The following is a 20,939-nucleotide window of genomic DNA, read 5'->3' as shown; positions in this document are numbered from 1 at the left end:
TGCCGGGCGCGCGCGGCGACGGGGTCAGGACGTGCGGCAGACCGTGCCGTTGAGGGTGAAGACGGTGGGCGGCGGGTTGGCCCCCTCGTTGGCGCCGACGAAGCCGAAGGTGGCGGTGGAGCCGCCCTTGGGGGCGAGGACCGCGTTCTGGCCGTTGTCGGTGACGTGGACCCGCGTGCCCGAGCCGGTGACCTTGGCGTTCCAGGCGCTCTGGACGGACTGGCCGGCGGAGGGCCAGGCGAAGTCCAGGGTCCAGCCGTTGATCGCCGTGTCGCCGAGGTTGGTGACCGTGACCGAGGCGACGAAGCCGTTGCCCCAGCCGGTGTCCACCCGGTAGTTGACCAGGCAGCTGCTGTCACGGGGCGCGGTGGTGGCGAAGGTCAGCGGCTCCGAGGGGCGGGAGAGCCGGCCGTCGGCGTCCCGGGCGAGGACGTTCACGGTGTGCTCCGAGCCCGGTGGGAGGTTCCGCAGGGTGACCGACGGGGAGGTCGAGGTGCCGAGCAGCTGGGCGTTGGTGCCGAGGCGTTCGTAGACCTCGTAGCGCACCGCCGTGCCGCGTGCGGGCGCGGTCCAGTTCAGCGTCGCCGTCCCGCTGTCCACGGCGGTGACCTCGGGGGCGACGGGCGCGCCGACGGAGGCGGACGCCGCGTGCGGGGCGACGGTCACCGTGGTGATCGAGTAGGGCGGCAGGACCTGGGGACCGCCGGAGGTGGCCGGGACCCGGGTGACGTCGGTGTCGCCGCGGCCGTAGCGGTGGACGACCGGGGCCTGGGCGGTGGGGGTGTAGCCGGCGTAGTCGATGTCGGCGGTGTGGGCGGTGTCCGGGTCCTTGTTGATCAGCATCACGCTCAGGGTGCCGTCGGCGCGGTGCACGGCGTGCGCGGCGACCTGGTCGTCGCTGGTCGAGGAGGCGACCATGGTGTCGCCGGGCCTGCCGAGGGTGGTGAGCGACTTCAGGCCGAAGTAGGGGTGGAACGGGGTGTTCACCGGGGGCTGGCAGACGTCGCCCACGCAACCGCCGCTGGAGAGCAGGCCGAAGTCGTTGAAGTCCCGTTCGCCGTCCACCGTCTCCACCTTGGTGGGCCCGTTGTGGGTGTTCCACCAGTCGACGTTGAAGACGCCGTTCTCCAGCGCCGTCATGTAGACGTCGGCGGTGAACAGGCCGTTGGGGCGGCTGTTCATCTGCACGTTGGAGTTGACCTCGGTGAGGGCGATGCCGATCTCCGCGGAGCGCTCCCCGGCGTAGCGGTCGATCTGGCGGCGGACCTCCCGCAGTTGCCCGGGCAGCCGGGAGACCCGGTCGAGCGCCTCGTCGGCGGTCGCCCCGCCGGGGTAGGAGTGCACGATCACGAAGTCGACGGTGCCGGCGACGGCGGACAGGACGGTGTGGTTCCAGTCGGCCGAGTCGCCCTCGCCGACGATGCCGTCGGGCCAGTCGCCCGGCGTGGTCAGCACCGCGCCGACCTTGATGGTGGGGTCGACGGCCTTCATCGCCCGGGTGTACTCGAGGACGTTGCGGGCGTACTCGCGGGGGCTCTTGTCGGGGTGGTCGTCGGCCTCCCAGCCGCTGCCGTAGTGGCCGTTGCCGTAGATCTCGTTGCCGATCTCCCAGTACTTGGCGCCGTACCCCTTGGTGACGTTGGCGTACCGGACCCAGTCGGCGGCCTCCTGGGCGGTGCCGGTGCCGTAGTTGGCGATGATCATCGGCTGGGATCCGGTGGCGCGGACGGTGCCCATGAACTCGTCGAAACCGGTGCCCGGGGCGACGTAGCCGCCGGGGGCGGTGTGGTCCTTCCAGTGGTAGATGTCGCCGTAGGAGCCGCCGGGGTAGCGCATGACGTTCACGCCCGCGTCGCCCATCAGGTCGACGACCTCGGGGTCGTTCATGTGGGAGTCCCAGATGGCGGTGTTCACCCCGAACGCGGCCCGGTCGATGGTGCCGAGGCCGAGGCCGGCGTTGACGGAGACCTCGACGGTGGCCTCCGCCGCCTGGCCGGCCGCGGCGGGGGCCGACGGGATCGCGGCGAGCGCGGCGACGGTCGCGAAGGCGCAGGCGAGGGCGGCGGCGGGACGCCTGCGCGCGGTGCGGGTCCGGTGGCGGCCTGAGCGGCCCGGCGTGGAGCGTTGTTCGAGCGGCATGGGCGTGTCCTCCTCGGGCGGGCACCGCGTCGGCACGACGCCCGGTGCGGGTGGGCGGTTGTGGCGGTGACTGGCTGTGGACCACTGCTTGGGAGCGCTCCCACGATGATGCGGGGGAGGCATGAGCGCGTCAATGGGTGGTCGGGGGCGGCGTGTGCGGCGGTGGGTCCGGGCTCGACGGGGTGTACGGGCCGGCGGAACTCCTCGGGGCGTGCCCGCGGCCCACGTCGCCCGGCTACCTGCCGCCGGGGCGCGCGGGCGCCGCGTAGCAGCGCAGGGTCACCGTCCGGTCCGGTCCCCACCGCTGGGTGGCGTCGCCCAGGTGCCGCCAGCCGAGGCGTCGGTAGAGGGCGTCGGCGGCGGTGTCCGTGGAGAGGACGTCGAGGACCGGGTGCAGACCGGCGGCGGCGGCCTCGTCCGTGACGCGCCGCAGCAGGGCCGCGCCCAGGCCGAGGCCCCGGGCGGCGGGGGAGACGAAGAGGCGGCTGACCACGGCGGCGCGGTCGGGGCCGCCGCCCCAGCGGGCCGGGGCCTCGTCGCCCTCGCCGGGCCGGGACAGCGCGACGTGGCCGACGATCCGGCCGTCGTGCTCCGCCACCCACGCGGCAGGCGAGGTCGCGGGGCTCAGCCAGGCGACGGGGTCGGCGGGCCAGTCCAGGGGGTAACCGTCCCGCGCGTGCACGGCGCGCAACACCTCCACGCAGGCGGGGAGGTCCAGCTCGGCGCGCGGTCGCAGGGCCTCGGGTCTCGGGCGGCTCATGCCCGCACGGTAGCGCGGGCGCCTGGTGCGGCGGTCCGCGTGACTGCACGCACCAGAGCACACCCGAGCATCGCGCGGCCAGCGAAGCGATCATGGCCGCCGGTCTTCTCGTCATGTCCCCGCTGCTGCTGGCCGAACTCGACCATGTGGCCACCCGCGAGCTCGGCCGCGAGGCCGCACTCGGGGCGGTCGACGACATCGGGCGATGGATGCGTGCGGGGCGCGTCGTCGTCCCGCGGATCGACGAGGATCACCTGGCCGCCGCGCAGTCCCTTCGCATCCGGTACGGCGACCTGGACCTGGACCTGGCCGACGCGGTGAACGTCGCTCTGGCCGCCGAGTACGACACCGATGCCGTCCTCACGCTCGACCGGCGTGACTTCCGGACGGTACGGCCGCTGGGACGGCACAAGGCGTTCCGGGTGCTGCCCGACGACCTGCCCCTCTGAAGCGCCGGCAGGGCACGCGCCGGCAGGGCACGCGCCGGCAGGGCGCGGCAGCTCAGAAGCGGCTCAAGTCCGTGGACGGTGCAGCTATCGGCTCCCTAGGCTGCCGATCATGCCCGACATATCGCTGACCGCCGTCGTCCTGCTCTGTCTCGCCGCGCTCGCCGCCGGGTGGGTCGACGCCGTGGTCGGCGGTGGCGGGCTCCTGCTGCTGCCCGCGCTGATGATGGGCCTCCCGGCCGGCGGCCAGCACGCCGCCCAGTTCGCGCTCGGCACCAACAAGGCCGTGGCCATCGTCGGGACCACCGGCGCCGCGATCACCTACGCCCGCCGCACCCCCGTGGACGTCGGCACCGCCGTGAAGGTGGGCCTCGCCGCCCTCGCGGGGGCCGGCGGGGGCGCGCTGGTGGCGGCGGCGCTCAGCACGGAGGTGCTCGAGCCGATCGTGATGGTGGTGCTCCTGGGGGTCGGCGCGTTCGTCATCCTGCGGCCCGCGTTCGGCACCACGCCCTCCGCCGGGCCGGCCTCCCGGCGGCGGGTGCTCGCCGCCATCGGCTTCGGCGGCGTCGGCATCGGCTTCTACGACGGCCTGATCGGGCCCGGCACCGGAACCTTCCTGGTGCTGGCGCTCACCGCGATCCTCCACCTCGACCTGGTCCGCGCCTCCGCCACCGCCAAGATCGTCAACTGCTGCACCAACGCCGGCGCGCTGGCGATGTTCGCCTGGGCGGGCACCGTGTACTGGCAGCTGGCCGCGGTGATGGCCGTCTTCAACCTGATCGGCGGCACCCTCGGCGCCCGCACCGCCCTCAAGCGCGGCAGCGGCTTCGTCCGGGTGGTGCTGCTCACCGTCGTCTTCGCGCTGGTCGCCAAGATGGCGTACGACCAGTGGCTGGCGTGAGGCGGGCGGCCCCCTCCGGGGAGTGAGGGGCCTCGGACCCCGGAGGGGGAAGGGGCGCGCGGTGGTCGGCGACGGACAGCGGAGATGTCCGGCAGTCCCGTCGCTCTCGCCCGGCGATGCGGGAGTGCCGCCGACTCCCACGCCCCCGCAGTTACGAGGTAAGCGGCAGGCGTGCCGCAGCGCTTGCTGAAGGCGCGTCAGGACGGTCTCCCGCGGTCCCGCGGTGGGGAGCGTTTCCCCAGTTCACGGCCGCGGACCGGCTCCCGGCGGCGCCGTGCGGGGCGGGTCGGCGAACGGGTGACGGACAATGGCCCCGACCGGCGTGACGACCGCAGACCCCCGCGGAGGGACGACGACCATGGCCGACTGGCTCACCGTGCTGACCACCACCGACTCCCCGGAGAAGGCGGAGGCGCTGGCGCGCGGCGCCGTGGAGGGGCGCGTCGCCGCCTGCGCGCAGGTCTCCGGACCGGTGACCTCGGTGTACCGGTGGAAGGGCGCGGTGGAGACCGCCGCCGAGTGGCAGGTGGCGTTCAAGACCACCGCGGCCCGGTACCAGGCCCTGGAGACGCACCTGCGGGAGGCCCACGACTACGACACGCCGGAGATCGTCGCCACGCCGATCGTGGCGGGCCACGCGGAGTACCTGCGGTGGATCGAGGACGAGACGGCCGAGTGACCGGACGACGCACCGAGGACCCCGCGACCACGGCCGGCACGGGAGCGGCCGGGGTGACCGGAGTGGCCGGAGCGGCCGGAGTGGCTGGGGTGACCAGGGTGGCTGGGGTGGCTGGGGTGGCTGGGGTGGCCGGAGTGGCCGGAGTGACCGGGGAGGCTCGGGTGCTGGAGCGGCCGGGGCGACCGGGGAGCCCGCGGTGACCGGAGTGGCTGGCGTGACCAAGGTGGCCGGAGTGGCTGGAGTGACGGGGGAAGCTCGGGTGACCAGGGTGACCGAGGTGACTGGAGCGGCGAGGGTGACCGGAGTGGCTGGGGTGACCAGAGAGGCTGGGGTGGCTGGGGTGGCTGGGGTGGCTGGGGCGGCCGGAGCGGCTGGGGTGGCCGGGGAGCCTCGGGTGACCAAGGAGGCTGAAGTGGCCGGAGTGGCCGGGGTGACCGGGGAGGCTCGGGTGACTGGAGAGGCCGGAGAGGCCGGAGCGGCCGAGGTGACTGGAGCGGCTCAGGTGACCGGAGAGGCCAGGGCGGCCGGGGTGACCGCAGACCCCGGAGCCCCAGGGGCGGCCGGGGTGGACCGCGCCGCCGGGGCGGCTCGGGCGGGTGACGTGGCAGCCGGGCGGCTGCCGGTGTTCGTGTACGGGACGCTCCGTCCCGGCGGGCTCTACCACCCGGACTTCCTGCTCGGCCGGACCACCGCCGAGGAGCCCGCCACCCTGCGCGGCGTCGTGCTGCACGAGGGCCCCGGCTACCCGTACGCGGTGGAGGAGGCGGAGGGCGGGGAGGTCCGCGGCGAGCTGATGACGCTCGCGGAGGACCGCCACGACCAGGTGCTGGCCGCGCTGGACCAGCTCGAGGACTACCGGCCCGGCGACCCGTCCAGCCTCTACTTCCGCGAGGAACGCGAGGTCACCCGCACCGCCGACGGCGCGGTGGTGCGCGCCTGGGTCTACCTCGCGGCCCCGCGCCTGGCGGCCCGGCTGCGCACCGAGGGCCGGATCATCGCCGGCGGCGACTGGTTCGCCCGGTGACGGCCCGGTCCTAGGCCCGCTCCACGCGGACCGCGCACGTCTTGAACTCCGGCATCCGGGAGACCGGGTCCAGCGCCGGGTTGGTGAGCGTGTTGACCCGGCCCTCGCCGTACCAGTGGAACGGCATGAACACGGTGTCCGGCCGGATGGAGCCGGTGACCCGCGCCGGGGCCACCGCCCGGCCGCGCCGGGACACCACCGCCAGCCGGTCGCCCTCCGCCACCCCGAGCCGCTCCGCCAGCCGCGGGTGCAGCTCGACGAACGGGCCCGGCGCCGCCGCGGTCAGCTCGGCGACCCGGCGGGTCTGGGCGCCCGACTGGTACTGCGCGACCACCCGCCCCGTGGTGAGCAGCAGCGGGAACTCCTCGTCCGGCTCCTCCGCCGCCGCGCGATGGGCGACCGGCACGAACCGGGCCCGGCCGTCCGGGTGGGCGAACCGGTCCAGGAACAGCCGCGGCGTACCGGGATGCGCGGCGGCACCGTCCCCCGCGGCGGCACCGTCCCCCGCCGCGGCACCGTCCCCCGCGGCCCGCTCCGGCGCCGGCCAGAACACGCCGTTCTCCTCGGCCAGCCGCCGGTAGGTGATCCCGGAGTAGTCAGCGAGCCCGCCCGCGCTGGCGCGGCGCAGCTCCTCGAAGACCTCCTCGGGGTCCTCGGGGAACCCCTTCTCCACGCCGAGCCGGTCGGCCAGCTCCCGCAGCACGGACAGGTCGCCGCGGACGCCCTCCGGCGGCGTCACCGCGCGGCGGCGCAGCAGGACCCGGCCCTCGATGTTGGTCATCGTCCCGGTCTCCTCGGCCCACTGGGTCACCGGCAGCACCACGTCGGCCAGCGCGGCCGTCTCGGAGAGCACGACGTCGGCGACGGCGAGGAAGTCCAGCGACCGGATCCGCTCCTCCACGTGCGCGGCGCGCGGCGCGGACACCACCGGGTTGGACCCCATGAGCAGCAGCGCGCGGACGTCGGTGCCGAGGGCGTCGAGGAGCTCGTAGGCGCTGCGGCCCGGTCCGGGCAGGGAGTCCGGGTCGACCCCCCACACCCCGGCCACGTGGCGTCGGGCCTCCGGGTCGTCCAGCTTGCGGTAGCCGGGCAACTGGTCGGCCTTCTGGCCGTGTTCGCGGCCGCCCTGGCCGTTGCCCTGGCCGGTGAGACAGCCGTAGCCGGAGTACGGGCGGCCGGGCCGGCCGGTGGCCAGGCAGAGGTTGATCCACGCGCCGACCGTGTCGGTCCCCTTGGACTGCTGCTCCGGGCCGCGCGCGGTGAGCACCATCGCCGCCTCCGGCTCGCAGAACATCCGCACCGCCTGCCGCAGTTCGGGCACCGGCACGCCGGTGATCCGCTCCACGTACTCCGGCCAGTGCGCCATCGCCGCGGCCCGGGCCTCCTCCCAGCCGGTGGTCCGCTCCGCGACGTACGCCTCGTCGACGCGGCCCTCGGCGACCACCAGGTGCAGCAGGCCCAGCGCGAGGGCGAGATCGGTGCCGGGGCGCGGGGCGATGTGCAGGTCGGCCTGCTCGGCGGTGCGGGTGCGGCGCGGGTCGATCACGATCAGCGTGCCGCCGTTCTCGCGCAGCTCCGTGAAGTAGCGCAGCGCCGGCGGCATGGTCTCGGCCGGGTTGGAGCCGACCAGGATCACGCAGCCGGTGCGGGGGATGTCCTCCAGCGGGAACGGCAGCCCCCGGTCCACCCCGAACGCCCTGGTCCCGGCGGCCGCGGCGGAGGACATGCAGAACCGCCCGTTGTAGTCGATCTGCGAGGTGCCGAGCGCCACCCGCGCGAACTTGCCCAGCGCGTACGCCTTCTCGTTGGTGAGACCGCCGCCGCCGAAGACGCCCACCGCGTCCGCGCCGTGCTCGGCGCGGGTGCGCAGCAGGGCGGAGGCCACCCGGTCCAGGGCCTCCTCCCAGCCCGCCGGGGCGAGTTCGCCGTCCGCGCCGCGCACCAGGGGCGTGGTCAGCCGGGCGGCGCGGTCCAGCACGGCGGTCGCGGTGCGGCCCTTGCCGCACAGGGCGCCCCGGTTCACCGGGAAGTCCGCGCGCTCCAGCACCTCGAGCCCGCCCGTCCCGGACGGGGCCAGGTTCATGCCGCACTGCAGGGCGCAGTAGGGGCAGTGGGTGGGCGTGGGCGCGGCGGTGTTCTGCATACGCCCCAGCGTGCGCGGTGGGTGTTACGGAGCCGATCGCCGCCGGTTACACGGCCGGGACGGTGACCTCCCGGCCCGCCTCACGACGCTGTGAGGGCCTGGTCGACGCCCTTCTCCCGGGGCCCCAGGAACCGCGGGTCGGGTTCCAGCAGCGCGTCCAGCGCGGCCTTGCCCGCCGCGAAGGCCTCGCGCACGGTGCCGTAGTACCAGCTCAGGTTGTGCCGGTCCCCCGTGGCGGCGACGCCGTACGAGGTGATGCCGGCCTCCTCGCACAGCGCGACCGCCCGCCGGACGTGGAAGCCCTGGGTGATCAGGACCGCCTCGTCCACGCCGAAGATCCGCTTGGCCCGCGCGCAGGAGTCCCAGGTGTCGAAGCCCGCGTAGTCGCTGACGATCCGCGCGTCGGGCACGCCGCGCTCCACGAGGTAGGCGCGCATGGCGTCCGGCTCGTCGTACTCCTCGCGGCTGTTGTCCCCGGTCACCAGGACCGCCCGTATCCGGCCGTCGGCGTAGAGCCCGGCCGCGGTGTCCAGGCGGTGCGCCAGGTAGGGGGAGGGCTCGTCCCCCCACAGCCCGGCGCCGAACACCACGGCCACGCCCGTCTCCGGCACCTCGCCGGGCGCGCGCAGCCGGTCGTCCGCCGTCAGGAACACCCACGTGTAGGGCAGCAGCGCCACGGCGCAGACCGCGACGACCGCCCTCACCAGCCGCCGCCGCCCCGCCGTCGTCCGCGGCAACCCCGGCGACCACGGCCGCCAGGCCCACCGCGACAGCCACGACTCGCGCACACTCCACCGTTTCCCCACGTCGTCTTCAACGCGGGGAAGGGCGGCGGCGGTTCCCGGTCGCCTCTCACATCCGTCGGCCGGCGGCTGTGATGGCGGGGAAAACAACCCGACGCCCGCCCCGCAACCGGACGGCAATCTCCACCGGGGAGGATCACGGCATGGCCGCAGTCCCGCGAACGACCCGCCCCGCCCTCGTGCTCGTGCCCCACGGCAGCCGCGACCCCCGCGCCCTGCGCACCGCGCTGGCGCTGGCCGGCGTGGTGCGCCGCCGGAGGCCGGGACTCGACGTCCGGCTCGGACACGTCGAGCTGAACGAGCCGCTGCTCGCCGACACCCTGCGCGGGCTCGGCGGCGCGCCCGCCGTGCTGGTGCCGCTGCTGCTCAGCCGCGGCTACCACGTCAAGCACGACATCCCCGCCACGGTCGCCGCCACCGGCGCCCCCGGGATCCGGCAGGCGCCCGCCCTGGGCCCGCACCCGCTGCTGGTGAGCGCCCTGCACGAGCGGCTCACCGAGGCCGGCTGGCCGCCCGCGCCGTCGCCGCGGCACGCCGTGGTGCTGGCGGCGTCCGGCTCCCGCGACCCCGACGCGGCCGTCGACCTCCGCCGTACCGCCGCCGCGCTCGCGGCCCGTCTCGGCGTCCCGGTGGAGCACGCCTGCGCCTCCGCCGCCCCCACCGTCGCCGAGGCGGTGTCGGCCCTGGCCGCCCGGGGCCGCACCGAGGTCGCCGTCGCCTCCTACTTCACCGCCCCCGGACGCTTCCACACCGAGACCGTCCGCGCCGCCCCGGGCATCGCCGCCGCCCCGCTCGGCGCCCACCCGGACGTCGCCGGGCTGGTGCTGCTCCGCTACGACGAGGCGCTGACCGGCCGGCCCGCCGCCCCCGCCGCGCGCCACGCCCTGGCCGCCGCGTAGCCGATGCGGGGCGGCGGTCACCGACACCCCTTACTGTCGGTGGCATGGCAGGCAACGAACCGACCGCCGGATACGACGAGGCCGCCGTCGAACGGTGGGCCCCGGAACCCGACAAGCGCCCCGGGCGCACCGCCTTCCAGCGCGACCGCGCCCGGGTGCTGCACTCCGCCGCGCTGCGCAGGCTCGCCGGGAAGACGCAGGTCGTCACCCCCGGCACCGTCCGCCTCTGGGACGCCAGCCCCCGCACCCGGCTCACCCACTCGCTGGAGTGCGCGCAGGTCGGCCGGGAGCTGGGCGCCGCGCTCGGCTGCGACCCCGACCTGGTGGAGGCCGCGTGCCTCTCCCACGACCTGGGCCACCCCCCGTTCGGCCACAACGGCGAGCAGGCGCTGGACGAGTTCGCCGCCGACTGCGGCGGTTTCGAGGGCAACGCCCAGTCGCTGCGGCTGCTCACCCGCCTGGAGCCCAAACGGTTCGTCACCGACCGGGCCACCGGCGAGCAGACCAGCGTCGGCCTCAACCTCAGCCGCGCCGCGCTGGACGCCGCCGCCAAGTACCCCTGGCCGCGCGGCGGGCACCCGGCCGGCCCCGCCTTCCGCAAGTTCGGCGTCTACGACGACGACCGGCGCATCTTCGACTGGGTGCGGGCCGACGCGCCCGCCCGCGACCGGGTCTGCTTCGAGGCGCAGGTGATGGACTGGGCCGACGACGTCGCCTACTCCGTCCACGACATCGAGGACGGACTGCACGCCGGGCACATCCAGCCGTCCCGCCTGCACAGCGCCACCGACCGGCGGGAGATCTTCACGGTGGCGGTGCTGGACGCCCGCTACGTGCCCGCCGACACCGACCCGGAGGAACTGGGCGCGGCGCTGGACCGGCTCCAGTCGCAGGAGTGGTGGCCGCACGGCTACGACGGCAGCGCCGTCGACCAGGCCCGGCTGAAGGACGCCACCAGCCAGCTGATCGGACGGTTCTGCACCGCCGCCGAGACCGCCACCCGGGCCGCGTACGGCGACGGGCGGCTGACCCGGTACAAGGCGCAGCTGGTGGTGCCGCGGACCACCCGGATGGAGTGCGCGGTGCTCAAGGCGGTCGCCGACCTGTACGTGATGCAGCGGGCCGAGCAGGAGCGGCTGCGCGCCGAGCAGCGGATCGTCGTCGCCGAACTGGCGGAGGCGCTCACGGCGCGGGCGCCGGAAGGACTGGACCCGCAGTTCGCGGCGCTGTTCGAGGCGGCGGGGGACGACCGGGCGCGCAAGCGGGTCATCGTCGACCAGATCGCCTCGCTGACCGACGCCTCGGCCCGCGTCCTGCACACCCGGCTCACCATGCAGGCGTGAGCGGGGCCCTTTACCGCACGGCCGGGACCGCGTGGCCCCTTCGACAGGTCCCCTTCTCCCACTAGCCTCCGTGCGGGACGCTCATCCGGCACCCCCGGAGAAGGAGGCACACCGTGGTCGACGCGGACCAGACGTTCGTCATCGTCGGAGGAGGCCTGGCCGGCGCGAAGGCGGCGGAGACGCTGCGCGCCGAGGGCTTCAGCGGGCGGGTGATAGTGATCAGCGACGAACGCGACCACCCGTACGAGAGGCCCCCGCTCTCCAAGGGGTACCTGCTGGGCTCGGCGGACCGCGAGGGCGCCCTCGTCCACGAACCCGCCTGGTACGCGGCGCACGACGTCGAACTGCACCTCGGGCAGACCGTGGAGGCCGTCGACACGGCGGCGCGGACCGTGCGGCTCGGCGACGACGGCTCCCTGGTCCGCTACGACAAGCTGCTGCTGGCGACCGGGGCGGAGCCGCGCCGGCTGGACGTGCCGGGAACCGACCTGGCCGGCGTCCACCACCTGCGGCGGTTCGCGCACGCGGAGCGGCTCAAGGGCGTGCTCGCCGCCCTCGGCCGCGACAACGGGCACCTGCTGATCGCCGGCGCCGGCTGGATCGGCCTGGAGGTCGCGGCGGCCGGACGGCACTACGGGGCCGAGGTCACCGTCGTCGAGCCCGCGCCGACGCCGCTGCACGGGGTGCTCGGGCCCGAGCTGGGCAACGTCTTCGCCGAGCTGCACCGGGAGCACGGGGTGCGGTTCCAGTTCGGGGCGCGGCTCACCGAGATCGTCGGGCAGGACGGCCTGGTGCTGGCGGCGCGGACCGAGGACGGCGAGGAGCACCCGGCGCACGCGGTGCTCGCCGCGATCGGGGCGGCGCCCAGGACCGCGCTCGCCGAGGCGGCGGGGCTCGAACTGGCGCCGCGGGAGCAGGGCGGCGGCGTCCTCGTCGACGCCTCGCTGCGGACCTCGGACCCGCACGTCTTCGCCGCGGGCGACGTGGCGGCGTTCCCGCATCCGCTCTTCGGGGCGCGGATGCGGGTGGAGCACTGGGCCAACGCGCTCAACGGCGGCCCGGCGGCGGCGCGGGCCATGCTCGGGCGGGACGTGGTGTACGACCGCGTGCCCTACTTCTTCTCCGACCAGTACGACCTGGGCATGGAGTACTCCGGGTGGGCGCCGCCGGGGGCGTACGACGAGGTGGTCATCCGCGGCGACGCCGGGAAGCGGGAGTTCATCGCCTTCTGGCTGAAGGAGGGGCGGGTGCTGGCCGGGATGAACGTCAACGTGTGGGACGTCACCCCGGCGATCCAGAACCTGATCCGCTCCCGGGCACCCGTCGACACCGAGGCGCTCTCGGACCCCCGCGTCGCCCTGGACTCCCTCCCCGCCTGAGGTCCCGCGGGGTCCCCGCCCGGGGCCCCCGGGGCGTGCCCGCCCGCGCTCCCCGCACCCCGGGGGGCGGGCGGCGCACCCGCCCGCGGCGGCGGTGGCGGGGCGGCGTCGGCGGACCCCCGTACAATTTGCACGTGGCAGGTGGCGGCAGGATCAACGACGAGGACGTGAAGGCGGTCCGGGACGCGGTCCCGATCGACTCCGTCGTCTCCGAGTACCTGCAGCTGAAGAACGCCGGCGGCGGCAACCTCAAGGGCCTCTGCCCGTTCCACGACGAGAAGTCCCCGTCCTTCCAGGTCAGCCCCGCCAAGGGGCTGTTCCACTGCTTCGGCTGCCAGGAGGGCGGCGACACCATCACCTTCGTGATGAAGGTCGACCACCTCACCTTCTCGGAGGCCGTCGAGCGCCTCGCCGCCCAGGCGGGGATCACCCTGCGCTACGAGGAGGGCGGCTACAACCCCTCCCACCAGCGCGGCGAACGCATCCGCCTGATCGAGGCGCACAAGATCGCCGCCCAGTTCTACGCCGAGCAGCTCGCCACCGGCCCCGAGGCCGAGACCGGCCGCGCCTTCCTCGCCGAGCGCGGCTTCGACCAGGCCGCCGCCGAGCACTTCAACGTCGGCTACAGCCCCCAGGGCTGGGACCACCTCACCCGCTACCTGCGCGGCAAGGGGTTCACCGACAAGGAGATCCTCACCTCCGGCCTCGCCCAGGAGGGCCGCCGCGGCCCCATCGACCGCTTCCGCGGCCGCCTGATGTGGCCGATCCGCGACATCGGCGGCGAGGTCGTCGGCTTCGGCGCCCGCAAGCTCTACGAGTCGGACAACGGCCCCAAGTACCTGAACACCCCGGACACCCCGATCTACCGGAAGTCGCAGGTCCTCTACGGCATCGACCTCGCGAAGAAGGACATCGCCAAGAGCAGCCGCGCGGTGGTGGTCGAGGGCTACACCGACGTCATGGCCTGCCACCTGGCCGGTGTGACCACCGCCATAGCCACCTGCGGCACCGCCTTCGGCGGCGACCACATCAAGATCCTCCGCCGGCTGCTGATGGACAACGGCACCTCGCGGGTGATCTTCACCTTCGACGGCGACTCGGCCGGCCAGAAGGCCGCGCTGCGCGCCTTCGAGGACGACCAGAAGTTCGCCGCCGAGACGTACATCGCCATCGCCCCCGACGGCATGGACCCCTGCGACCTGCGCCTGGCCAAGGGCGACGACGCCGTCGCCGACCTGGTCGAGCCGCGCACGCCGCTGTTCGAGTTCGCGCTGCGGCAGATCGTCGGCCGCTACGACCTGGACACCCCCGCCGGGCGCGCCGCCGCGCTGGACGAGGCCGCCCCGGTGGTCGCCAAGATCAAGAACGTGGGCGCGCAGCACGAGGTCGCGGTGGAGCTCGCCGGGATGCTCGGCATCCTGGACACCCAGTTCGTGGTGCGCCGGGTCGCGCAGATCGCCCGCTGGGCCCGTGACCGGGGAGGGCGGGGTCCCGCCGCCCCCGAGGGCGGACCGCGCCACCCCCAGGACGGCCCCGGCACCGCCGCCCCCGCAGGTCCGGGCTCCCGCGGCCCCTCCGGCCCGCCGCTCAACCTCCGCAACCCGGTCCACGCCACCGAGCGCGAGCTGATCAAGCTGGCGCTGCAGCGGCCCGAGCTGGTCTCCCCGGCGTTCGACGCGTACGGCGTGGACGAGTTCACCGCCCCGCCCTACGCGGCCGTCCGGCAGGCGATCCAGGAAGCGGGCGGCGCCGAGGCCGGGGCGCAGCAGCCGCAGGAGTACCTGATCCGGGTCCGGGAGGCCGCGCCCGACGACACCGTGCGGGCGATGGTCACCGAGCTGGCGGTCGAGGCGATCATGGTGCGCCGCCCGGTGGACGAGAACTACGCGGGGGAGCAGCTGGTCGCGGTCCGCCGCCGCGCGGTGGACCGCCGCATCCAGGAGATCCAGAGCAGCCTGGCCCGCCTGGGCCACCAGGGCGATCCGGCCCGACTCGCCGCCGTGCAGAATGAGTTGTGGGTCCTGCAGCAGTACGGCCAGGCGCTCAGGGAGCGCGGGGCGGCCGCGCTGTAGGGGCTGTCCGGCGTGGTGGTGGGGTGCTGTAGCCTCCCGGCGTGGCCACTGTTCCCGCGCTGTTGGATCATCTCGTCCACGCGACACCGGACCTGGCGTCGACGGTCGCCGAGTTCACCCGGCGTACGGGGGTGGCTCCCGCGCCGGGCGGCGCGCACGTGGGCCTGGGCACCCGCAACTACCTGGTGGGTCTGGGCGGCCGGCGGTACCTGGAGATCGTGGGACCGGACCCGGAGCAGCCGGAGCCGGCGGGCCCGCGGCCCTTCGGGGTGGATGATCTGTCCGCGCCGCGGCTGGCGACCTGGGCGATCTGTCCGCCGGACCCGGACGCGGCGGTGGCCGCGGCCCGCTCGGCCGGGGTGGCCACGGGACCGCTCCGCGGGATGAGCCGCCGGCGTCCGGACGGCACGCTGCTGGAGTGGCGGCTGACGGCGGGCGAGAGCATGGTGGTGCCGTTCCTGATCGACTGGGGCGTCACCGGGCACCCCTCCGCCGGGCTGCCGAGCGTGTCCCTCCTGGGCATGTCGGCCAGCACCACGGACCCGGACGAGACCCGTCGCCACCTGGCCGCCCTCGGCACCGGACTCGACCTCACCGAGGGCCCCGACAGGCTCGTGGCCCGCATCGACACCCCCGCGGGAGTCCTGGAACTGTCCTAGGCGAGTTCCAGGCCGAGGGCCGGGGTCAGGGCGTCGAGCAGGCGCTCGGTGAACTCCTCCCGGCGGCCCGCCAGTTCCGGGTGGTCGGTGGTGAAGTCGTCCCACAGGACGTGTCCGAGCAGCGCGGCCAGGTCCTCCCGGGCCAGCCGGCCGGACGCGGTGAAGTGCGGCCACTCCTCGGACTGCCGCAACGCCGCGGCGAGCAACGCCCGCGTGAGGGTGTGCCGTTCGGCGAGCAGCACGGCGTCGTAGAGGTCCTTGCCCTGCGGGTAGCTGTCGGACACCAGCCAGGTCACCTTCCAGGCCAGGGACAGCTCGGGCGTCGCCGCCCGCAGGACGGCGCCGTCCGGCAGCTCCACCAGGCCGGGTTCCTCCAGCAGTTCCTCGCCGAAGACGAAGTCCAGCTGCAGGCTCCCGGCCGGGAGGTCCGGGAGGTCCGGGGCGGACCAGGGCAGGACCAGGCGGCGCCCGGGGACCCGGTCGTAGGTCCAGATGTCGTCCGACACGGCCCCGCTCGCGCTGATCCGCAGCGCCTTCCCGGTCTCCCCGGTCTCTCCGGTTTCCCCGGTTTCCCCGGTCCGTTCGGTCCGTTCGGTCCGCTCGGCCAGGGACTGCGCGTCCTCGGCGATCCGGCCGAACATGCGGGCGGTGCGGCCGTCCTCCAGCCGCCAGTCCCGCGGCACGACCACGAAGTCCAGGTCGCCGGGCTCCCGGGCCTCCGGGCCGAACCAGAGGGCCATCAGCGCGCTGCCGCGCAGCACCAGCGAGTCGGCCCAGGGCGAGTCGGCGATCGCCCGCAGCACCAGCCCCATCGCCCGCCGCCGGGCGTCCCGCCAGGCCGCGCCCCGCGCCGGGTCCGCGAACCGGGGGTCCGAGGCCCGGTAGGCGTCGGCGTGCTGCTTCATCGACGGGTCGAAGACGGGGTCCTGGGACACCCCGTCCGCGGCGACCCAGCGCAGGGTCCTCGGCAGGTCGTGGAACTCGCGGGGCCTCCAGGGCCTGTCACGGGTGCTCATGCCGTCACTTCCTCGTCCGCGGCGGTCAGCCAGCCGTCGTCCACCGACGCGTCGCTGTCGTGGAGCACGAACTCCCGCTCCACGTCGAGCACCTCCAGTCCCGCCAGCTCCGCCAGCAGCGCGTCCAGGGCCCGGCCGGCGCCGTCCGCGGCCACGCCGTGGCAGCGCTGGGTGACGAACCGCTCGTGGTGCCCGGGGCCGGAGACCCGGCGGGCGTTCCAGGACAGGTGCGCGCCGTGCGGGGCGACCCGGGCGGCCAGCGCCGTCAGATCGGCGCCGGCGGCCAGGCGGAGCTTCACGTGGTGCTCGAAGTGCCGCTCGTCCGGCGGCGGTTCGCGCGGCACCTCCGGGGCCCACGGGTCGCACTCGACCTTCAGACGGAGCACCGCGAAGCCGTCCCGCTCCAGTTCCGCGGCCACCGCCCGCGCCCGCTCCAGCTGGGCGGCGTACGAGATGGCCTCGCGCAGGGTCAGCATCGGCTGCGAGCGGGTGCGACCGCGGGCCAGCACCACATGGGTCAGCTTCAGGTCGCGCGCGGCGGACCAGTCGCGCAGCCGGTCGAGCGCCGTGTCGTCGGCGCACCGCACGGTGAGATGCGCTTCGTAGGAAGAGCGGGGCATCCGCTGATCATTCCAGAGGGGTTTCTGGGGGCGCACATGAGATTTGCGTCCAGTGGGTAACCACCCGGTCACGGACCGGTCCCAAAAAAACGGCGCACGACCCTCGTGAGGGATGTGTGTCCTACGCCACACTGAGTCCGGCGCCGAGTATCCGGAGCACGCACGGCCCGCGACCACGGCGCGGTCGAGCCGCCCGGCGTCACCCCCCGCAGTCGCCCACAGACGCAAGCGCTGCCGCACCGCCCAGCAGCGATTCCCCCTGGAGGTCGCACGCGTGCAGACCCAGACCCTCACCCCCGCCGCCGGACCCACGCGCGTCCTGGCCGACGCCGACGCGGCGGTCCTCCCGGTGGTGCCCCCGCAGGACCGCGCCGCGCACCACCCGGAGACCCAGGCCGGCCCCTCGGACGAGCCGGCGGAGCCGGACGAGCCGGTGGAACCCGTGCGGGCGCCGGACCCCCTGGACCTCACGGAACCGGTTGACCCGGCCGACCCGGCCGACGATCAGGCCGACCCGGTGGGAGCGGTCGAAGCGGTCGAAGCGGTGGAGCAGGAGGAGCAGGAGGACCAGGACGAGCCCGAGGGGCAGGACGGGCCGGAGACGCCGGTGGCGGCCGGCCGCCGGGGGCAGACCGCGGGGCCCTCCGCCGACCTGTTCCGGCAGTACCTCCGCGAGATAGGCCGCATCCCCCTGCTGACCGCGGCGGAGGAGGTCGAACTCGCCCGCCGGGTGGAGGCGGGGCTGTTCGCCGAGGAGAAGCTGAGCCGCACCCCCGACCTGGACAGCCGGCTCGCCCACGACCTGGACCGGCTGGTGGTGCTGGGCCGCCTGGCCAAGCGCCGGCTGATCGAGGCCAACCTGCGGCTGGTCGTCTCGGTCGCCAAGCGGTACGTGGGCCGCGGCCTGACCATGCTCGACCTGGTCCAGGAGGGCAACCTGGGCCTGATCCGCGCGGTGGAGAAGTTCGACTACGCCCGCGGCTACAAGTTCTCCACCTACGCCACCTGGTGGATCCGGCAGGCCATGTCCCGCGCCCTCGCCGACCAGGCCCGCACCATCCGGGTCCCGGTGCACGTCGTCGAGCTGATCAACCGCGTGGTGCGGGTGCAGCGCAGGATGCTCCAGGAACGCGGGTGCGAGCCCACCGCCGAGGAGGTCGGCGCCCACCTCGACCTCACCGGCGACCGGGTTCGCGAGGTGCTGCGGCTCGCCCAGGAGCCGGTGTCCCTGCACGCACCGGTCGGCGAGGAGGAGGACGTCGCCCTCGGCGACCTCATCGAGGACGGCGACGCCGCCTCCCCCGTGGAGACGGCGTCGTTCATCCTGCTGCGCCAGCACCTCGACGCCGTGCTCTCCACGCTCAACGAGCGCGAACGCCGGGTGGTCCAGTACCGCTACGGGCTGATGGACGGCCGTCCCCGCACCCTGGAGGAGATCGGCCGCATCTTCGGCGTCACCCGCGAACGGATCCGGCAGATCGAGTCCAAGACGCTGAGCAAGCTGCGCGACCACACCTACGCCGAGCAACTGCGCGGCTACCTCGACTGAGCCGGACCGCCCGCCGCCGGGGCGCGGAGGAAGAGGGCCGCGGCGAGGACGGTGAGGAGGACCAGGGCGGCGTTGACGGCGACGGCGGTGTGGAGCCTGCTCGCCGCCACCCTCCCCGTCAGCCGGGGGGAAGCCCCGGACGCGCCGGACGCGCCACCCGCCCCGCACGCCCCGGCGGCCACCGACTGATCACCGGCTGATCACCCCGGCCGATCACCGGCTGGTCGCCGGTCAGGCCGCCCGCGCGCCGTCGTCGTCCGTGAGCACGACCAGCCGCTGGGTGGCCCGGGTCATGGCGACATAGCGGTCGACCGCGCCCGCGACGCCCTCGCCGAACCGTTCCGGCCGGACCAGCACCACCAGGTCGAACTCGAGCCCCTTGGCCAGCTCGGGGGTGAGCGACCGCACCCGGGACGTCCCGCGGAAGGCGGGGTCGCCGATCACGCAGGCGATCCCCTCCTCGTGGGCGGCCAGCCAGCCCTCCACGACGCCGCGCAGCTCGGCGACGGTGCCGTGGTGGACCGGAACGCCGGAACGACGCACCGAAACGGGCACGTTGGCGTCCGGGACAGCGGCCCGGATCACCGGCTCGGCCTCGGCCATGACCTCCTCCGGGGTGCGGTAGTTGATGCTCAGCGACGCCACCTCCACCCGGTCCAGGCCCACCCGCCGCAGCCGCTCCGGCCAGCTCTCGGTGAACCCGCCCCGGGCCTGCGCCCGGTCGCCGACGACGGTGAAGCTGCGCGACGGGCAGCGCAGCAGGAGCATCCGCCACTCGGCGTCGGTGAGCTCCTGCGCCTCGTCCACCACGACGTGCGCGAACGGGCCGGCCAGCGGATCGGTGCCGGCGGACGGCAGCGCGGACCCGTCGACCAGGGACTCCCTGAGGTCGTCGCCGAGCAGCATGGTCACCGCGCCCTCGCCGTCCGGGTCGGCCGCGACCACGCTCTCGATGACGCCCGCCATCCGCTCCCGCTCCGCGGCGACGGAGGCCCGGTGGCGGCGCTTGCGCCGGGCGGTCGCCGGATCGCCCAGCCGCTGCCGCGCGGCGTCCAGCAGCGGCAGGTCGGAGACCGTCCAGGCGTCCGGCCTCTCCCGCCGCAGCAGGCGCACCTCGTCGGGGCTCAGCCAGGGGGCGCACAACCGCAGGTAGGCGGGGACCGTCCACAGGTCGCCGACGAGGTCGGCGGCCTCGATCATCGGCCAGGCGGCGCTCAGCGCCCCGGTCAGCCCGTCGTCGTGGGCGAGCGCCCGGCGGAACAGACGGGAGGGGACCTCCGCGCCGATCCGGTCCTCGAGCACCGCCACCAGCTCGTCCCAGATCTGCTCCCGCGCCTCGTTGTGCGGGGTGCCGGGCTCCGCCGCGTCGAACGCCTCGGCCCAGTCGGCGGCGGTCAGCGGCACCTGGCCCCACGGGGTGGTCACCGTCATGCCCTCGGTGGGCGGCGACTCGTAGAACCGCACCGCCTTCTCGATCGCCCGCACCATCTCCACCGACGCCTTCAGCCGGGCCACCTCCGGGTCCGCCTCCGGCACGGCCCGGGCCCCCTCGGCGACCAGGTCGCGCAGGGTGCAGGTGCGCACACCCTCCTCGCCCAGGCCGGGCAGCACGTCGGCGACGTAGTTCAGGTACGGCTGGTGCGGGCCCACGAAGAGCACCCCGCCCCGCCGGTGGCCCAGCCGCGGGTCGGCGTACAGCAGGTACGCGGACCGGTGCAGGGCCACCACCGTCTTGCCGGTGCCCGGCCCGCCGTCCACCACCAGCGCGCCGCGCGACCCCGCCCGGATCACGGCGTCCTGGTCGGCCTGGATGGTGGCGAGGACGTCCCGCATCCGGGAGGAACGGTTCGCGCCCAGACCGGCGACGAAGGCGGACTGGTCGTCCAGCGCCGCCCGGTGCTCGCCGAGGCCGTCCGCGGTGAACACCTCGTCCCAGTAGTCGCCGACGCGGCCCGCCGTCCACCGGTACCGGCGGCGGCTCGCCAGCCCCATCGGGTTGGCGTGGGTCGCGGCGAAGAACGGCTCCGCGGCGGGGGAGCGCCAGTCCACCAGCAGCCGGCGGCCCGAGCTGTCGGTGAGACCGAGCCGCCCGACGTAGAGGGGCTCCCCGGAGCCGTCGGCGGGAACCATCCGGCCCAGGCAGAGGTCCAGGCCGAACCGGCGCAGCGCGCGCAGCCGCGCGGAGAGGCGGTGGATCTCCAGGTCGCGCTCCATCGCCTCCCGGCCCACGCCGCCGGGCGCCCGCCGCTCCGCGTCGAGGCGGCCGGACAGCTCGGCGATCGCCTGCTCCAGGGTGGCGGCGACGTCAGCGAAGTGACGCTCGTCGTCGCCGATCAGCCGCGGGTCGGCCTTGGCGGCCAGCCGCTCGGGCAGGGCGAAGGCAGGGGCGGGCAGGGAAGGAAGGGTCACCGTTCGGCTCCGTCACAGGGGGGCGCGCCCGTGGTCACCGGCGCGGAGGAGCGATTGTGCGCCACGAGGGGGGCCTTGCCGCAAGGACCCCCCTGCGC

At 75.1% G+C, this 20,939-nt stretch carries 17 protein-coding genes and 1 pseudogene; 10 read left to right on the top strand and 8 right to left on the bottom strand.

What is annotated here, in order from left to right:
- Positions 1-24: 24 nt before the first annotated feature.
- Together ABZ836_RS04410 and ABZ836_RS04405 are read right to left on the bottom strand one after the other, a co-directional pair.
- Positions 25-2,139, bottom strand: coding sequence for a cellulose binding domain-containing protein (locus ABZ836_RS04410; protein ID WP_361139118.1), 2,115 nt, complete (start codon positions 2,137-2,139; stop codon positions 25-27).
- 235 nt (positions 2,140-2,374) lie between these two features.
- On the bottom strand, positions 2,375-2,899 hold the full coding sequence (locus ABZ836_RS04405; protein WP_361139115.1) for a GNAT family N-acetyltransferase: 525 nt from the start codon (positions 2,897-2,899) through the stop codon (positions 2,375-2,377).
- Positions 2,900-2,961: 62 nt separating this feature from the next.
- Between ABZ836_RS04405 and ABZ836_RS04400 the strand changes: the two are divergent.
- From ABZ836_RS04400 to ABZ836_RS04385, 4 genes and pseudogenes are all read left to right on the top strand, one after another.
- Positions 2,962-3,348 (top strand): annotated as a pseudogene (locus ABZ836_RS04400) (PIN domain-containing protein); the annotation flags it as partial.
- Positions 3,349-3,457: 109 nt separating this feature from the next.
- The gene (locus ABZ836_RS04395; protein ID WP_356131345.1) at positions 3,458-4,246 is read left to right on the top strand and encodes a TSUP family transporter; all 789 of its coding nucleotides are present in this window, start codon (positions 3,458-3,460) and stop codon (positions 4,244-4,246) included.
- 358 nt (positions 4,247-4,604) lie between these two features.
- The gene (gene cutA, locus ABZ836_RS04390; RefSeq protein WP_361139360.1) at positions 4,605-4,925 is read left to right on the top strand and encodes a divalent-cation tolerance protein CutA; all 321 of its coding nucleotides are present in this window, start codon (positions 4,605-4,607) and stop codon (positions 4,923-4,925) included.
- Positions 4,926-5,526: 601 nt separating this feature from the next.
- Positions 5,527-5,949, top strand: a complete 423-nt coding sequence (locus ABZ836_RS04385; protein WP_356131597.1) for a gamma-glutamylcyclotransferase family protein — start codon at positions 5,527-5,529, stop codon at positions 5,947-5,949.
- A gap of 10 nt (positions 5,950-5,959) precedes the next feature.
- On the opposite strand, the gene ABZ836_RS04380 is transcribed toward ABZ836_RS04385, so the two are convergent.
- Together ABZ836_RS04380 and ABZ836_RS04375 are read right to left on the bottom strand one after the other, a co-directional pair.
- Positions 5,960-8,092: a molybdopterin oxidoreductase family protein gene (locus ABZ836_RS04380; RefSeq protein ID WP_361139111.1), complete on the bottom strand. Its 2,133-nt coding sequence runs from the start codon at positions 8,090-8,092 to the stop codon at positions 5,960-5,962.
- Between the two features lie 80 nt (positions 8,093-8,172).
- On the bottom strand, positions 8,173-8,880 hold the full coding sequence (locus ABZ836_RS04375; RefSeq protein WP_361139109.1) for an ElyC/SanA/YdcF family protein: 708 nt from the start codon (positions 8,878-8,880) through the stop codon (positions 8,173-8,175).
- A 158-nt stretch (positions 8,881-9,038) separates the two neighbouring features.
- On the opposite strand from ABZ836_RS04375, the gene ABZ836_RS04370 reads away from it, so the two are divergent.
- From ABZ836_RS04370 to ABZ836_RS04350, 5 genes are all read left to right on the top strand, one after another.
- On the top strand, positions 9,039-9,794 hold the full coding sequence (locus tag ABZ836_RS04370; RefSeq protein WP_356131338.1) for a sirohydrochlorin chelatase: 756 nt from the start codon (positions 9,039-9,041) through the stop codon (positions 9,792-9,794).
- Positions 9,795-9,838: 44 nt separating this feature from the next.
- A complete protein-coding gene (locus tag ABZ836_RS04365) occupies positions 9,839-11,137 on the top strand; it encodes a deoxyguanosinetriphosphate triphosphohydrolase (protein ID WP_356131336.1) in 1,299 nt (432 codons plus the stop codon).
- Positions 11,138-11,250: 113 nt separating this feature from the next.
- Positions 11,251-12,516, top strand: a complete 1,266-nt coding sequence (locus tag ABZ836_RS04360; protein WP_356131334.1) for an FAD-dependent oxidoreductase — start codon at positions 11,251-11,253, stop codon at positions 12,514-12,516.
- Between the two features lie 134 nt (positions 12,517-12,650).
- Positions 12,651-14,588: a DNA primase gene (gene dnaG, locus ABZ836_RS04355; protein ID WP_356131332.1), complete on the top strand. Its 1,938-nt coding sequence runs from the start codon at positions 12,651-12,653 to the stop codon at positions 14,586-14,588.
- 41 nt (positions 14,589-14,629) lie between these two features.
- A complete protein-coding gene (locus ABZ836_RS04350; protein WP_361139105.1) occupies positions 14,630-15,247 on the top strand; it encodes a VOC family protein in 618 nt (205 codons plus the stop codon).
- On the opposite strand, the gene ABZ836_RS04345 is transcribed toward ABZ836_RS04350, so the two are convergent.
- Positions 15,244-16,263 carry a nucleotidyl transferase AbiEii/AbiGii toxin family protein gene (locus ABZ836_RS04345; RefSeq protein WP_361139102.1) on the bottom strand — a complete coding sequence of 340 codons (1,020 nt, stop codon included), beginning with the start codon at positions 16,261-16,263 and terminating at the stop codon, positions 15,244-15,246. The two genes, ABZ836_RS04350 and ABZ836_RS04345, sit on opposite strands and share 4 nt — an antisense overlap.
- Positions 16,260-16,883, bottom strand: coding sequence for a hypothetical protein (locus tag ABZ836_RS04340; RefSeq protein ID WP_361139099.1), 624 nt, complete (start codon positions 16,881-16,883; stop codon positions 16,260-16,262). The genes ABZ836_RS04345 and ABZ836_RS04340 overlap by 4 nt, the downstream gene beginning before the upstream one ends.
- 319 nt (positions 16,884-17,202) lie before the next feature.
- Between ABZ836_RS04340 and ABZ836_RS04335 the strand changes: the two genes are divergently transcribed.
- On the top strand, positions 17,203-18,432 hold the full coding sequence (locus ABZ836_RS04335; RefSeq protein WP_361139356.1) for an RNA polymerase sigma factor: 1,230 nt from the start codon (positions 17,203-17,205) through the stop codon (positions 18,430-18,432).
- Here ABZ836_RS04335 and ABZ836_RS04330 read toward each other — a convergent pair.
- On the bottom strand, positions 18,420-18,542 hold the full coding sequence (locus ABZ836_RS04330; protein WP_361139096.1) for a hypothetical protein: 123 nt from the start codon (positions 18,540-18,542) through the stop codon (positions 18,420-18,422). The two genes, ABZ836_RS04335 and ABZ836_RS04330, sit on opposite strands and share 13 nt — an antisense overlap.
- Before the next feature lie 121 nt (positions 18,543-18,663).
- Complete coding sequence (gene helR / locus ABZ836_RS04325; protein WP_361139093.1) at positions 18,664-20,841, bottom strand: RNA polymerase recycling motor ATPase HelR; 2,178 nt, start codon at positions 20,839-20,841, stop codon at positions 18,664-18,666.
- Positions 20,842-20,939: the final 98 nt, after the last annotated feature.

The organism is Streptomyces sp. NPDC047130 (genome assembly GCF_040643475.1).
GTDB lineage: Bacteria > Actinomycetota > Actinomycetes > Streptomycetales > Streptomycetaceae > Streptomyces.
The sequence above is the reverse complement of the archived record's forward strand: the minus strand, read 5'-3'. Positions and strand labels throughout refer to the sequence as shown.

Coding starts and splice junctions, on each gene's coding strand:
- ABZ836_RS04410 (WP_361139118.1), bottom strand. CDS start 2,139: ATGCCGCTCGAACAACGCTCCACGCCGGGCCGCTCAGGCCGCCACCGG.
- ABZ836_RS04405 (WP_361139115.1), bottom strand. CDS start 2,899: ATGAGCCGCCCGAGACCCGAGGCCCTGCGACCGCGCGCCGAGCTGGAC.
- ABZ836_RS04395 (WP_356131345.1), top strand. CDS start 3,458: ATGCCCGACATATCGCTGACCGCCGTCGTCCTGCTCTGTCTCGCCGCG.
- cutA (WP_361139360.1), top strand. CDS start 4,605: ATGGCCGACTGGCTCACCGTGCTGACCACCACCGACTCCCCGGAGAAG.
- ABZ836_RS04380 (WP_361139111.1), bottom strand. CDS start 8,092: ATGCAGAACACCGCCGCGCCCACGCCCACCCACTGCCCCTACTGCGCC.
- ABZ836_RS04370 (WP_356131338.1), top strand. CDS start 9,039: ATGGCCGCAGTCCCGCGAACGACCCGCCCCGCCCTCGTGCTCGTGCCC.
- ABZ836_RS04365 (WP_356131336.1), top strand. CDS start 9,839: ATGGCAGGCAACGAACCGACCGCCGGATACGACGAGGCCGCCGTCGAA.
- ABZ836_RS04345 (WP_361139102.1), bottom strand. CDS start 16,263: ATGAGCACCCGTGACAGGCCCTGGAGGCCCCGCGAGTTCCACGACCTG.
- ABZ836_RS04340 (WP_361139099.1), bottom strand. CDS start 16,883: ATGCCCCGCTCTTCCTACGAAGCGCATCTCACCGTGCGGTGCGCCGAC.